The organism is Flavobacteriales bacterium (assembly GCA_020635395.1).
GTDB lineage: Bacteria > Bacteroidota > Bacteroidia > NS11-12g > UBA9320 > UBA987.
In genome coordinates this window covers 1,064,255-1,078,479 of record JACJZV010000001.1, presented here as the reverse complement: position 1 = coordinate 1,078,479, position 14,225 = coordinate 1,064,255, and the positions used below count along the sequence as shown (strand labels likewise).

15 protein-coding genes are annotated in these 14,225 nt (G+C 38.0%); 8 read left to right on the top strand and 7 right to left on the bottom strand.

Annotated features, from left to right (window positions below):
• From H6607_04575 to H6607_04555, 5 genes are all read left to right on the top strand, one after another.
• On the top strand, positions 1-474 hold the full coding sequence (locus tag H6607_04575; GenBank protein MCB9261629.1) for a hypothetical protein: 474 nt from the start codon (positions 1-3) through the stop codon (positions 472-474).
• Positions 475-482: 8 nt separating this feature from the next.
• Positions 483-1,262 (top strand): hypothetical protein, encoded by a 780-nt coding sequence (locus H6607_04570; protein ID MCB9261628.1) that lies wholly within the window; start codon positions 483-485, stop codon positions 1,260-1,262.
• Positions 1,263-1,348: 86 nt separating this feature from the next.
• Positions 1,349-2,014 (top strand): ABC transporter ATP-binding protein, encoded by a 666-nt coding sequence (locus H6607_04565; protein ID MCB9261627.1) that lies wholly within the window; start codon positions 1,349-1,351, stop codon positions 2,012-2,014.
• Entirely contained in the window at positions 2,014-3,240 is a 1,227-nt protein-coding gene (locus H6607_04560; protein MCB9261626.1) for an ABC transporter permease, read from the top strand. The genes H6607_04565 and H6607_04560 overlap by 1 nt, the downstream gene beginning before the upstream one ends.
• An 80-nt stretch (positions 3,241-3,320) precedes the next feature.
• Positions 3,321-3,965: a hypothetical protein gene (locus H6607_04555; protein MCB9261625.1), complete on the top strand. Its 645-nt coding sequence runs from the start codon at positions 3,321-3,323 to the stop codon at positions 3,963-3,965.
• Positions 3,966-4,062: 97 nt separating this feature from the next.
• Here the strand turns inward: H6607_04555 and lysA are convergent, their stop codons facing one another.
• The 3 genes from lysA to H6607_04540 form a co-directional block, all read right to left on the bottom strand.
• Complete coding sequence (gene lysA / locus H6607_04550; GenBank protein ID MCB9261624.1) at positions 4,063-5,295, bottom strand: diaminopimelate decarboxylase; 1,233 nt, start codon at positions 5,293-5,295, stop codon at positions 4,063-4,065.
• Between the two features lie 85 nt (positions 5,296-5,380).
• Positions 5,381-6,196: a M48 family metalloprotease gene (locus H6607_04545; GenBank protein MCB9261623.1), complete on the bottom strand. Its 816-nt coding sequence runs from the start codon at positions 6,194-6,196 to the stop codon at positions 5,381-5,383.
• A gap of 43 nt (positions 6,197-6,239) precedes the next feature.
• On the bottom strand, positions 6,240-7,208 hold the full coding sequence (locus H6607_04540; protein MCB9261622.1) for a YARHG domain-containing protein: 969 nt from the start codon (positions 7,206-7,208) through the stop codon (positions 6,240-6,242).
• 15 nt (positions 7,209-7,223) lie between these two features.
• Here H6607_04540 and H6607_04535 point away from each other — a divergent pair, with 15 nt between their 5' ends.
• Entirely contained in the window at positions 7,224-7,904 is a 681-nt protein-coding gene (locus H6607_04535; GenBank protein ID MCB9261621.1) for a DUF2306 domain-containing protein, read from the top strand.
• Here H6607_04535 and H6607_04530 read toward each other — a convergent pair.
• Entirely contained in the window at positions 7,861-10,116 is a 2,256-nt protein-coding gene (locus H6607_04530) for a BamA/TamA family outer membrane protein (protein ID MCB9261620.1), read from the bottom strand. The two genes, H6607_04535 and H6607_04530, sit on opposite strands and share 44 nt — an antisense overlap.
• Before the next feature lie 3 nt (positions 10,117-10,119).
• On the opposite strand from H6607_04530, the gene H6607_04525 reads away from it, so the two are divergent.
• On the top strand, positions 10,120-10,848 hold the full coding sequence (locus tag H6607_04525; protein ID MCB9261619.1) for an RNA methyltransferase: 729 nt from the start codon (positions 10,120-10,122) through the stop codon (positions 10,846-10,848).
• A gap of 6 nt (positions 10,849-10,854) precedes the next feature.
• Here the strand turns inward: H6607_04525 and H6607_04520 are convergent, their stop codons facing one another.
• The 3 genes from H6607_04520 to pdhA are packed head-to-tail and all read right to left on the bottom strand — an operon-like array spanning position 10,855 to position 13,058.
• Entirely contained in the window at positions 10,855-11,325 is a 471-nt protein-coding gene (locus H6607_04520; protein ID MCB9261618.1) for a 6,7-dimethyl-8-ribityllumazine synthase, read from the bottom strand.
• Entirely contained in the window at positions 11,325-12,008 is a 684-nt protein-coding gene (locus H6607_04515; GenBank protein MCB9261617.1) for a hypothetical protein, read from the bottom strand. Before H6607_04515 ends, H6607_04520 begins: the two co-directional genes overlap by 1 nt.
• A 57-nt stretch (positions 12,009-12,065) precedes the next feature.
• Positions 12,066-13,058: a pyruvate dehydrogenase (acetyl-transferring) E1 component subunit alpha gene (gene pdhA, locus H6607_04510; protein ID MCB9261616.1), complete on the bottom strand. Its 993-nt coding sequence runs from the start codon at positions 13,056-13,058 to the stop codon at positions 12,066-12,068.
• Between the two features lie 76 nt (positions 13,059-13,134).
• On the opposite strand from pdhA, the gene recF reads away from it, so the two are divergent.
• Positions 13,135-14,223, top strand: a complete 1,089-nt coding sequence (gene recF, locus H6607_04505; GenBank protein MCB9261615.1) for a DNA replication and repair protein RecF — start codon at positions 13,135-13,137, stop codon at positions 14,221-14,223.
• Positions 14,224-14,225 lie beyond the last annotated feature (2 nt).

Genomic DNA, 14,225 nt, shown 5'->3' with positions numbered 1-14,225 from the left:
ATGCGATTTTCTGTTGTTTTTATAGGTGTTATTTTGCTTTATGGAGGCCCTGCATCATCTCAAAATCATCTATTAAACAGTCAGAGTGTCTTATCCTATTCAGGCTATTCACAAAGTTTGAGATACGGCACTACTAAAAATCAATTCCGATATTACGGAGGTATAAATTTTTATTTAAGTAAAGATGCTTTTCCGTGGAGTTCAACGCCTGGCATTTCAATCGAAACAGATTATTATTTTAGTAACAAAGCAGGCGGTACTGTTTTTGCCCTTTATCAATGGAAACCAAGTTACAAACAAAAAAGCACTATTCATGAAGTGTTTCTGGGTTATGGCATTCACGTTCCCATAAAAAAACTAACGATTAACAGCTCCATTGGTGCCGGACTGATACATCAGTACTCCAAAAAATACAATTTTAGCATTAATGATATAGGATATTGCACAAGCTTAGGATTTTCATATTCGCTTTAGTCATTTTTTTGGTAAGCTGTATCAATGACGATGTTGACACCAAAAAGGTGCTGGTTTTAGGTCATGGTGGCGGTGGTTTTACAGGCTATTTCCCGCCCAACAGTCAATCGGCAATTTTGCAGAGTTTGCTTATGGAAAACGCCGATGGCGTGGAGGTTGACATTCAACCAACTTCGGATGCGGCGATTGTGCTTTTTCATGAACCCAACTATGAGTTGTCCACCTCCGGACAGGGAGCCATTGTAGAAAACACCTCTCAAAATGCCACTACTTATCATTTTTCTGCAATGAAATCCGAAAATATTTGGACACTTGGTGCTTTGCTCCACTTCATTGATTCTCTGAAACTTAACGTTTGGCTGTCGTTAAATATTCAACCCAATTATGCAACGGTTGGAAAAGAAAAATTTAATGAGTTACTGGAAACTGGATTAAGAAATGCGTTTGAAAAATATTCTAATTGCTCACAGGTCATTTTAGAATCTCGAGACGAAACAAACTTGTTGTCGTGTCAAAATTTAAAGAATGATTTTGGTGTAAAACTCTATTTAACGCAGCCAATAACGGATGAGTTTTTGACTTTTGCTGACAACAACGGATTTGATGGGTTTGTCACAAATTATTTAGACGAAACCGAAGAAACCGTTTTAAAGGCACGGCAAAAGGGTTTTTCAATATCGCTTTATGGTTTAAAAATTCGACAGGACTTTCCTCGAGCTATCAACCTCAATCCAGACTTTGTTCAAACCGACAACGTGGCTTTAACGCTCTCGTTTTTGGGCAGATAAAACGGGGCTAATCGCAACAAATATGTAATTCATCGAATGAAAAAGTTTGAGGCAATAAGATTCGTATTTTTGGCAAAATTTGAGTTTTGATTCGATTGTTGAACATAGAAAAATCCTATCCGGTGGGGTCGGGTCGGTTGAAGGTGCTAAAGGGTGTAAACCTGACTGTGCAAACCGGCGAGTTGGTTAGCATTATGGGTTCTTCTGGTTCAGGAAAATCAACTTTATTAAACATTTTGGGCATTTTAGACAACTACGATAATGGAGAATATTACATCGAAAATCAAATCATTAAAGACCTAACGGAAACCGAATCTGCACGCTTTCGAGGAGATTTTATTGGTTTTGTATTTCAATCGTTCAATCTCATTCCATTTAAAAATGCGTTAGAAAACGTGGCTCTTCCCCTTTATTATAAAGGAATTAAGAAAAAAGAGCGAAACGAATTGGCCATGCAGTATCTAAAAAAAGTAGGCTTACAAGATTGGGCATTGCACAAACCCAGCGAATTGAGCGGCGGACAAAAACAACGCGTGGCCATTGCCAGAGCATTGGTAACAAACCCAAAACTTATTTTGGCAGACGAACCAACCGGTGCGTTAGATTCAGTGACATCACAGGAAGTAATGGATTTGCTGAAATTGATAAACAAAGAAGGCAAAACCATAATTATTGTTACACACGAAAACGAAATAGCTCATCAAACCGACCGCATTATCAATCTGAAAGATGGCCAAATAGTGAATGATTGATGGAACGTCTTATTGAAATATGGGATAGTATCAGAACCAACAAACTCCGCACATTTCTGACCGGTTTTAGTGTGGCTTGGGGCATTTTTATGATGGTGTTGCTTCAAGGTTTGGGCAACGGCTTGCAAAACGGAACAAAGGAAAATTTTAAAGACGATGCTATAAACAGCATTTTTGTAAGTGGTGGACAAACCAGCATTATGTATGATGGCATGCAACCCGGAAGAAAAATCGAAATGAACAATGACGACTATGAGATGATTAAAAACGACATAGGAGGAGTTGAAAAAATATCGGCAAGAGTAGATAAATGGAGGGCTTACAGCATATCGTATGGAAATAAAAATGCTGCCTACCGCATCCGAGGCGTGCACCCCGACCATCAATTTGTCGAGAAAACAATCATTACAAAAGGCAGATTTATCAATCAGTTCGACACCGACAACAAGCGAAAATGTTGTGTGGTGGGCGAACAGGTAGTAACAGACCTTATGGAAGACCAAGACCCCATGGGCAAATGGATTAATATTGGCAACACCCCGTTTCGCATTGTTGGCCTGTTTAAAGACGAGGGCAGCGAAGGCGAAAACAGCATGATTTACATACCCATATCTACCGCCCAGTTGGCACTTAGCCGTGGCCGCACCATTGATAGAGTTGTTTTTACCACGGGAGATGCATCGTTGGAAGAAACCCAGAAAATGGCCGAAGAGGTAAAACAAAAAATGGCCATTAAATACCACTTCTCTCCCGACGACCCGCGAGCCATGCACATTCGAAACAATTACGAAGAGTTTAAACGAATCAATGATACTTTAGAGCTTATGAAAAGCTTTTTTTGGCTCATTGGGGTGCTGACCATTTTTGCCGGAATCATTGGGGTAAGCAACATCATGCTCATTACGGTGCAAGAACGAACCAAAGAAATTGGCATACGCAAAGCCATTGGAGCCACGCCCTTTTCGGTTATTCTAATGATAGTGCAAGAAGCGATTTTAATAACCGGAATTTTTGGATATATCGGGCTTTTTGGTGGAGTTTTTATTCTTGAATTAATTGCCAAAAAAGTTGGGGCAACCGGTGCCGTGATTGCCAACCCAACGGTAGAACTAAAAACAGCTATCATTGCTCTGACCATTCTCATTTTGGCCGGAGGACTTGCAGCTTTGTTCCCATCACTAAAAGCTGCAAGAATAAAACCGGTGGAGGCGTTGTCGGCGGAATAGAACAACGATTCGAAGTAATAATCTTATGAATTTATTCTTGACTAAAAGCAGAAACATCAAAAAACCATTATCTTTACCCCATGCCATTGAAAATTCTTTTTCTTTTTGGTGCGATTTTGTGGCATGGCAAAGCCTCTAAGTATGTTAAGGTTAACTTTACCCAGATTAATTCGTATTTCTCTTTCGTGAATAATTGGGACTACCCAGAAGGTGTTTACATGAACCGTTTTGGACAAGTAAGTTGCGATGGATTTTGTGATATGTCTGATTATAAAGATTCTATGGGCAGAATTTATGCCGACTCATTACAATCGTTTTATGAACAGATAGATACAACCCACCTTTATCATAACCTGCAATTGGATGGTTGGGCATACGAATTTTCGGAAACAAATTATGCCAAATGCACAAAAACTACCGATGGAAAAATAAAATGCTGGACAATGTGTAATGTGGGTATGCACTCATCGCTGAATATTACCATCAGCAGCGATACCTGCACTGCACATGTAGATTATTACCCAGTTTCTAATATCGGAGTTCAGCAATTTAAAGAAATCACCACAGGCAGCATTACCATCGACAAAAATCTTTTGCAAAAAGACACGCTAAAAGCAGAATTTGACTTTGTTTTTAAAAATCATCTGAACACAGACAAACCGCTATGGTGGAAAGGCAAAATGTTGCTGCCCATTGAAGCTAATCTAAAAGAAAGCTCTTGGTAATTGGTTGCTAAGGTACTTTGAGAATTATAAACTTATCATTAAACCTTAAACCTTAAACCTTATAACTTGTACCCTATACCTTATTCGCCTCTGCGAATTATACCTCAATCTCAACCTGATTTCTAACCAAGTCTTCAAACGTTTCGCGTTCTCGGATTAAATGAGCCTTTCCGTTGTTTATCAAAACCTCCGCCGGACGGTATCGCGAGTTGTAGTTGTTGCTCATGCTTATGCCGTAGGCTCCGGCGTTGTGCATGGCCAAAATATCTCCTTCTCTTACCTCGTTGAGTTGCCGGTCATACCCCAACGTGTCTGTTTCGCAGATATACCCCACTACCGAATAAATTCGTTTTGTTCCTGAGGTATTGCTGATATTGGTTATCTCATGATAGGCATCGTACAGTTTTGGCCGTAACAAATGATTTTGGCCGCTATCAACCCCAACAAAAACAGTAGAAGTGGTTTGTTTTATAACATTGGATTTTACCAAAAAGTAGCCCGCTTCGCTTACCAAAAATTTACCAGGCTCAAACCAAAGCTGCAATTTGCGGCCATAATCTTTGCAAAACTGGTTGAATTTATCGCTTATTTTTTGACCCAAATCTTCAATATCGGTTGTTACATCACCCACCCGATAGGCTACTTTAAACCCAGAACCAAAGTCCATAAATTCGAGGTCTTCAAAATCTTTTGCCACGTTAAACAAAAGTTCTGCCCCTATCAAAAATACTCCAGCATCCAAAATATCCGAACCGGTGTGCATGTGCAGCCCATTCACTTTTATGCCATAATTTTTTACCACCCGAAGCACATGAGGCACCTGATGGATGGATATGCCAAATTTTGAATCGATATGTCCTACAGAAATATGCGAGTGTCCGCCAGCCATAATGTGCGGGTTTAGCCTGATACAAACCGGCACATTACCTCCATATTGATGCCCGAATTGCTCGAGAATGGAAATGTTGTCAATGTTTATTTGCACGCCTTTTTCTACTGCCATTTGTATTTCATCAAAAGACACACAGTTGGGTGTATATAGAATTTCGGATGGTTCAAAACCTGCTCTTAAACCAAGCATTACCTCTTGAATAGAAACGGTGTCTAAACCACATCCTTGTTTTTTTAGAAGTTTTAGAATACTAATATTGGTTAAGGCTTTGCACGCATATTTTAATTTTAAATCAACCTTCGAAAATGCGTTTATCAACTTGTTGTACTGATTTTCAATGCACTGTGCATCATATACATAAACCGGAGTGCCGAATTGCTGGGCAATATCGGTCAGATTCAATCCTTGAATTTGATAATTTCCGTTTTCTAAATCCATATATCGTTTTGTAATGTAAGTTGTTTTCTAATAAAAAAGCCTTTTTGCACCGGCAAAAAGGCTTTCCTTTTTTTGTTGCCGAAAGTTATTGTGGAAGGCTATTCTTAAAATCGTTGTATCTGCTTTCAAATCGCTCTCCAACTTTGCCACCCTTAGCTTCCCAATAATCCATAATGGCTTGTACGCGGTTTTCAGGGTTTGGGTGTGTACTCAAAAACTGAGGACCGCCACCGCCGCCCATGGCAATAATTGCCTCAAAAAATCGGGCAGCACCTCTGGCATCGTATTGGGTCGGATATAGGTAATCTACCGAACGCATATCAGCTTCTGATTCATTGTTTCGGCTATATTTTAAGCCAATCATGCCTTTGGCAATTTGAGTTAATGTACCTTGGTCTTGGCCAAACAAAACAGAAAACAACACGTCAATGCCATATTGCTTAGTCAAGGCCTCAGTAGAGTGTCTTTCATCGGCGTGGGCAATTTCGTGTCCCATTACTCCGGCCAACTCGTCTTCCGAATTCAAAAATTTGATAATTCCGGTATAAACATAGATATATCCACCCGGTGTGCAGAAGGCGTTAAGTATCGAATCGTCTTGAATAATCTTAACCTGCCATACAAAATCATCCTTGTGTTGCACTTTTCCGCTATTCAAAATGGTATCCGTAATTCTATGCAAATGTTGATAAGCCATTGGATATTTGGCACTATCTAATATAGGATAATTGGTTGGGTCGCTTTCAATTTCGGCAGCCACTTGTGCTCCAAAATCTTTGTCATCTTGAAGGGTAAAAAAGTTTAAGGTCTTTTTATTACCATCTTCATCCTTGCAACCATTAAAAGTAGCAATGGTAAAAACTGCCAAGATAATGCTAAATGATTTTTTCAAACTATTCATAGGCACAAAATTAATCAAAAGTTCAAGTTAGCTTACAACAAATTTATCTCCCAAATTCGTCATAATAATCTTCCGCATAGGCTTCGTAGCGTTTAATGAGAGCTATGTTGTCTTTTTCTATTTCCGTCAGTACATTTTGAATATTTATAGAAACAGGAGTGTACCAACTATAACTTTCGAAAAAAGTTCGGATATCAAGCATTTTAAAACTATACCCATGCCTTGCATAAATTAGATTTCGCAACACCCGCAACGTATGTTTTGAAAAATTTTCGACATCTGTTTCTACCAACCTTTCCAGTGAAATATTTTTCCCAAAAAAATCTCTGTCCATCGACCATTCTACAGCCTTTGGGTCATACTTAAATTCAGAACTCTGCATGGTCACCTTTTTTATTGGCCGACCCTTTGCCATTGGGATAAATTGTCCCTTCATTTTTCCGGATTTTGCGTTAAGGGTTAAGAAAAATTTCCCGTCATACGGGTCATCGCCGGGTTCGGTAAGTTCAATTTTGAATGTATCGTTCTGGTTAACAATTTTCCCTTTCAAATCCCGCTCATTTCCGGCACACACGCTTGTTCCGAATACCGAATCACCCACCATTTTTTTGATAAAAACCGATATTGCATTGCCATTTTTAAACCAATAAGTACCAAAAAGTGGGTCTTTGTAGATGTATTTCTTTTCTGTGCTGGTTAACGTTTTAGAGAAATTATCAAAAACCGTTTCGTATTCATACTCCTCATTTTGAATGCTTTGTATAGAATCATATTCTCTATATCTCATTCTAAGATTTAAGGCTATTGAATCCGTTTCAAATTGACCGGTGTAGAGGCCAATTATATTTTTTAAGTCGATATTCTCTTTCGGTTTTATGGATGAAAGAGAAACTTCAGATATTGGCTTCAACCTTATGTCAGACATTTTTGCATCGTGGCGACCGCTTTGGGTGGTTGATTTTGAGCAGGCAAAAAGGCCAATAATAACAATAGGATAGATGTAATTTTTCATATCTTGCGAAGATAAATGAAAAAAATTTGGATTAATACTTCTAAATCGTTGCTTTATGCTTTGCTGGCCTTTTTCATTTTTTTGATGGGTAAAATTGTGGGTCAATACATCTTTTTGGATACCGATGTCGGATTTTTGAGAATAAAACAGCAATACTTGCCCAACCACTTTTGGAAAATTTCCTTTTTTATCCACTCTTTTACGGCCATATTTTCATTGCTTGCCGGATTTACCCAATTTTCAAAAAGTTTCTTAAAAAATCATACCCAACTGCATCGTGTTTTTGGAAAACTGTATGTGATAATTGTGCTTTGTTTAGCCGCACCATCGGGTCTTGTTTTAAGCCTTTATGCCAATGGGCATTGGCCAAGCATTATCGGTTTTTCGGTGCTTTCGGTGCTTTGGTTTTATTTTACATTCACGGCTTATCGGCAGATAAGGCTACACAAATTTGATAAACACGAGCATTTTATGATTCGCAGTTACGCCCTATCCCTTTCGGCCATAACCCTCCGACTTTGGAAACCTTTGATAGCAACGCTTTTCGAACCAAATCCGTTATTTCTTTATCAACTAATTACGTGGTTGGGTTTTGTGCCAAACCTTGTGTTTGCCGAAATTCTCATAAAAATTAAGAAAAATAAAAAAGAACTCAAAAAGGATAACCCACCGCTACACTCCAAACAGGACGCGTAAAAATCCAGTTGTCTTTAAACGCATTTCTGATAACCAAACGTTCATCTAAATTGTAGTTTGGATCCCAAACAGGTATGCCCAAATCAGCACGAACAACGAGGAATTCAAAATCAAATCGAAAACCAAAACCTGTGTTTAAAGCCAGCTCCTTGCCAAACCTGTCAAAGCTAAAATCTCCATTCGGAAACAGCGTATCGGCCTTTAAATTCCATACATTTCCGGCATCCACAAATATGGCTCCGTTCAAATCAACCGATCCCTCAAACATATTAAATCGGTACTCCACATTTCCCAACAAACTCATCTCTCCGGTTCTGGCAAGTTGCAAATTATTTGCTGCAGAAAATGAACCTGGACCAACAGTTCGGATACGCCAACCTCGTAAATAGTTTGAGCCACCGCTAATAAATCTTCGCTCATAAGGCAACGACGACTTTGAGCCAATTGGAACGCCGATTCCGCCAAAAAATCTAAAAACTATTTCGTCTGTCTTGTTGAATTCATGGTGATATCTATAGTCGGCATCAGAACGAATAAAGGTGGAGTGATGAACTCCCAATTTTTGGCCATAATCTGTTAATTGAGGCAAAAATAATCCAGCCAATTCCAATAGGTTACTATTCAAAACAAAATAATTGGGGTTGTACTTTTTCCGGTTGGTGTAATAACCACTTACTCTGGAAGCTGTTATCAAATTGTTTGTAAAAATTTTATTTAATGTTTCGATATAGCTTTGGCTTGCCTGCTCCAAAAGTTTATCTTTATATTCTGCTTTGTTTAAACTGACAACCAACGGAGAAATATTTGCTGAAAATTTTTTGTCGGTAAAAACATAGGTGTATGAAAGCGGAAATAAATTTCTCTTGTAAAACGGATTGGTTTCAAACAAATAACTCGCCGAAAAATTGGTGGCCACCGAGCTTATTTTGAGGGAGTTACCTCTATTTCTAAACAACAGCAACTGCGGCACCTTCAATTCTGCATTTATTTCTTGAACAAAGGTGCTAAACAAAGAATTACTATCACGCGTTTGCTGCATTTCTAATGCTGTGCGATGATTGATATTAAACTCTTCTCCATTATGAAAAACATTTTTGTTTCTTAGAGAAAACTGATTGGCCAACCCCCAGTTTCTGCTTGATTGACTGTTGTTGAACCGCTGCTCGGAAGAAATGATTTGTGGCTGCCATTCAAACTCAAATTTTGATGTTGGCTTTAGCCGCACAACCACATTTATTTGGTCGTTTACCCCTGCCTGTCCGTTTATTTCTATGTTTACACTTCTAAAAAGATTGAGGTTTACCAATCGCTCGTATGATGTTTCTAAATTATTTTGGCTAAAATATTCCCCCCTTTTTAATAAAATATTATTCGCTATAACGGCTTGCGTAATATCCATTCCATTCATGACAAACCAAACCTGGTACTTCTGATTTTTAATGGTATCAGGCAGATTAACCCCAGTTTCGAAAATGACCAAAACCGAATTAATCATTTGTCTTACATGCTCACCGCTGTCGGGTTTATTTATGTTTACCGTCAGATTTATGGCATGATTTAGCCCAATGGTATCAAGTTCAAAATCAATATATCCTGGATTCATATAGTAGAATCCATTGTTTTTAAATATCGTATTCAGTCGGGTTCTCTCCTCTCCTATTTTGTCAAAATCTATCGGTTTATTTGTTTGCAAATTGGTTTCTCTGAGGTTTAATTCAATTAGATTTTTTAAATCCTCATTATCTACATTGTATTTAATATCCTTTACAATGTACGGATTTCCTGTTTCTACCTTGTAAACAACATTTAACTTTTTGATTTTAAAAAATTTACGCCATTTTGTTTGTTTTAATTCATACCCAACCTGATTGTCAAAATATCCTTTTTTTATCAAATATCGCTGCATGTTTTCGGCAGAGGCGGCCACAGCAGATGTATCAACCAGAACAGGTTTTTCGCCTATTTTTTTTAGCCCCACCTTTCTGGCAACGCGGTAAGCCGCCAAATGTGCTTTAAAAAACAATACTTTTCGGTTTGGTTTAATTTTAGCCTGATATAATAAATCACTTTTACTTACCTCGCCATTCAAACCTATAACCTGATTCTTGTTGAGCAAATATTGATTTTCGGGCACCAATTTCTTTGATAGGCAGCTTGATAAAAAAACCACGAATATCGAAACAAGACATACCTTTGCCCCTATTCTATTCACATTTTGATTACCAAAAATTATATAAAGTTTGTTCAATCGCTGCACCAAAAGAAATATCGCCAAAAATACACTCAATTTATTGTAGAAGGAGAAAAATCGGTTATTGAACTAATCAACAGTGATTTTGAAATTTGTGAAATAAATGCTTCAATCGAGTGGATTGAAAAAAACGCAAACCACCTTAAAAACCAAAAGATTCAGGAAGCCTCAAAAGCCGATTTAGAGAGAATGTCTTTCTTTAAAACACCTAGCGAAGTGATAGCGGTAGTCAATCAAAAAAAGCATAAAAAACCGAATTTGTCTCAAAAAAAGATTCTTTGTTTGGATGGAATAAACGATCCTGGCAATTTAGGAACCATTGTTAGAATAGCCGATTGGTATGGATTAAACTACATTTTCTGCTCGCCTGATACGGTAGATTTTTATAATCCAAAAACCATAAGCAGCACTATGGGGTCTTTTACAAGGGTAGAAGTAATTTATATTGATTTGGTTTCTCTTTTAGGGTCTATACATCTTCCTATTTTATTTGCAGAAATGGAAGGCCAATCGGTTTATGAAACGACAGAAAAGGAAGCCATTTTGGTTATTGGTAGCGAAGCCAACGGAATTTCTAACGAATTAAAAAGTGTTCAACATCAGTCTATCACTATACCAAAATTTGGTAAGGCGGAAAGTCTAAATGCGGCCGTTGCCACTGCCATTCTGTGCGATAGGATTTTTGGTGGGTAATCTTGACTAATCTATCATGCGAAGTGCCGTATAGGCAGCCTCCTCGCCCTTATTGCCATGCACGCCCCCTGCTCTATCCAATGCTTGTTGCTGATTGTTTGGCGTTAAAACTCCAAAAATTATGGGTTTGTTGTATTTCAAATTAATGTTGGCAATGCCGTTGGCCACGGCTTCACATATAAAATCGAAATGTTTTGTTTCGCCCTGAATAACACAACCTATGGCTATTACGGCATCAATATCTTCCCGCTGCCCAAGCCGTTGGCTGCCCAATATCAATTCAAAACTTCCTGGAACGTAGGTAATGGTAATATTATCCTTTGCCACGCCCGCCATTTGAAGAATCCTCAAGGCACCATCACGCAAAGAAAAAGTTACTTCATTGTTCCATTCAGAAACAACAATGCCCATTCGGGCATTGGGTTTGGAAGGAATTTTTTCTAAAAAACTGGAAAGATTTTTATCTGCCGAAGACATTATTTATTATCAATCATTCCGGCTTTTGCCATCTCGATTTCCTTATCTATGTCGGCTGCATAATAGGTTTTATTATAGTCTTCTTTGATTCTTTCAAGGGCTTTTAGTGCCGATTTTGAATCGTTTAAAAACATATAGGCACGTGCAGCTTTTTGCAAATGATATGGAGTTGTAAAAAGATTATCACGTTTGTTGGCGGCCTTCATAAAGTACTCAGCACCCTTTTTAACATCGTCCATCTCTACATAACAGTCTCCTTTTAAACCAATTACGGTAGCAGCCAAAATCTCATCGTCAAAATCAACTTTGTCAATATATTCAATGGCTTCTTTATATTTTTCTTGATTCATATAAATTCGAGCCACGTGCAAGGCTGCTTGTTGGCCGGCCAAAGTTCCGCTGTATTTTTTGGCCACTTCAATCAAACCCATGTTTTCGCCATCACCGTTTAGAGCCAACTCTATTGAATCGTTTCTAAGATTTGCTTGAGGAAAGAACAAAGCACTGTTGGCAGCTTTTTCTTTTTTTGGTTTATAAACATCAGCTACGTACCACCATGCGGCACAAACAAGCACTAATGCCCCACCTACAATCATCATCATTTTTGAATTTTTCTCTAAAAATCCATTAATAGAAAATGCTTGTTTCTCTGCTCCAACATTTGTTTTTTGATTGTCGCTCATCTGTTATTTAAAATTTTTGCAATTATAGGTTAAAAAAAAATTAAAAAGTTGGTCGATTTATTCCATGATAAAAGGATAGTTTTCGGCATATACATCTGTATAGAGTTCCGACTCATCTGGATAAGGCGAATTTTCAGAAAATTCAACACTTTCTTCCACTACCTTGGCAATGTTTTCCTCAATCAAATCCAAATCTTTTTGAGTTGCCCATTTATTTTTTATCAATGTCTTAGCCACCACTTCAATAGGGTCTATGGCTTTGTATTTTTCTACCTCCTCTTTGGTTCTGTATTTGGCCGGGTCTGACATGGAGTGACCTCTATATCTATAGGTTCTTATTTCTAAAAATGTAGGTCCATCGCCTTTTCTGGCTCTATCCGCTGCGTCTGATATTGCATTGTGAACATCTTCGCATTTCATTCCATCCACCTGAAAATGAGGCATGTCGTAGGCTAAACCAATTTTGTGAATATCCAATACGTTGGTTGTTCTTTCTACTGAGGTACCCATGGCGTAATAATTGTTTTCAACCACAAATATTACAGGCAATTTCCATAGCATGGCCATATTAAAAGCCTCGTGCAACGCACCTTGTCTTACGGCACCATCGCCCATGTAGCACACACACAAATTTTTTGTTCCGTTGTATTTTTCGGCAAATGCAATGCCGGCTCCAAGCGGAATTTGCCCCCCAACAATGCCATGACCACCAAAAAAATTATGCTCTTTGCTAAACATGTGCATACTGCCACCTTTGCCTTTGCTGCATCCGGTAGCTTTGCCATATAGCTCGGCCATTACTTCATTGGCAGATATGCCGCAGGCCAACGCATGACCGTGGTCTCTGTAGGCCGTAATGAGTTTATCATCTTTGGTTATGGCACTCATGGTTCCGGCTATTACAGCCTCTTGCCCAATATACAGGTGGCAAAAACCTCTAATTTTTTGTTGACCATAAAGTTGGGCTGATTTTTCTTCAAATCTACGAATAAGCAGCATTTGCTCATACCACTTTAGGTATATTTCTTTGCTAAATTTTACTTTTGCCATAATTCAATTTTCTCTCAAAAAAGGATATTTATCCATCTAATTTTGAGGCGGCAAAAATACAATTTCCATTTTTACAATGTATATCCGACATTTAAGATTGTTTCAGTTTAAAAATCATTCAAAAATTGATTTTGAATTTGAATCGGGTTTTAATTGTTTTTACGGAAAAAACGGCATTGGAAAAACCAATGTGCTTGATGCGATACATTATATATGCAACGCAAAAAGCTATTTTAATCGCAGCGATGTTCAAAATATTCAATTTCATGAGTCTGCCGCTTATATAGAAGCAACCTTAGAAGACACTGACAACGCGTTTTCCTTGAATATTGGCATACAACATGATGGGAAAAAAACAGCCAAAAAAAACGGTGTGTTGATAAAGAAACTTGCCGATTACGTTGGTTTTTTGCCTGCTGTTATGATTGCTCCGTCAGATATATTTTTGCTGACCGGAAATAGCGAAGAACGCCGAAGATTTATGGACAAAACCATTGGGCTATCCGATTCGGAATACCTACGGGCGTTGATAAAACACAACAAACTGCTTGACCATAGAAACGAACTTTTAAAATTGTTTTTTGCATCGCGAAATACCGATTTAATTGCCCTTGAAGCTATTGACCATCAATTGGTTCCGCTTCAGCAATTGATTTACCACAAAAGAAAAAACTTTATCGATGCTCTATTAATTTTGGTGAATGAGGTGTATCAAAAATTGGTTTTAAAAGATGAAGAACTTTTTGTTGAATATTCCTCTCAATTGAGCCAAACCTCCGCATTAGAATTGATGAAAAACAATATTCAAAACCATCTTTATGCACAACGCACTCTGCACGGCATTCATAAAGATGATTTGGAAACAAGCATCAATAATGTGTCGGTCAAAAAATTTGGCTCTCAAGGACAAATAAAATCGGCCACCATTGCCTTAAATTTGGCTGCATATCTTTACATAGCTCAGGTTTTAAATAAAAAACCACTGCTGCTGCTTGACGATATTTTTGAAAAAATAGATGCACAACGTGCCGAAAGATTGCTAAATCTGATAGCAACATCCAGTTTTGGCCAGGTTTTTATTACCGATACAAGTGAAAAAAGGTTGAATGACAATCTCCATAAAATAGATACCGCAAAAAAATTCTTTAATATTGAGGCCGGTTAAAG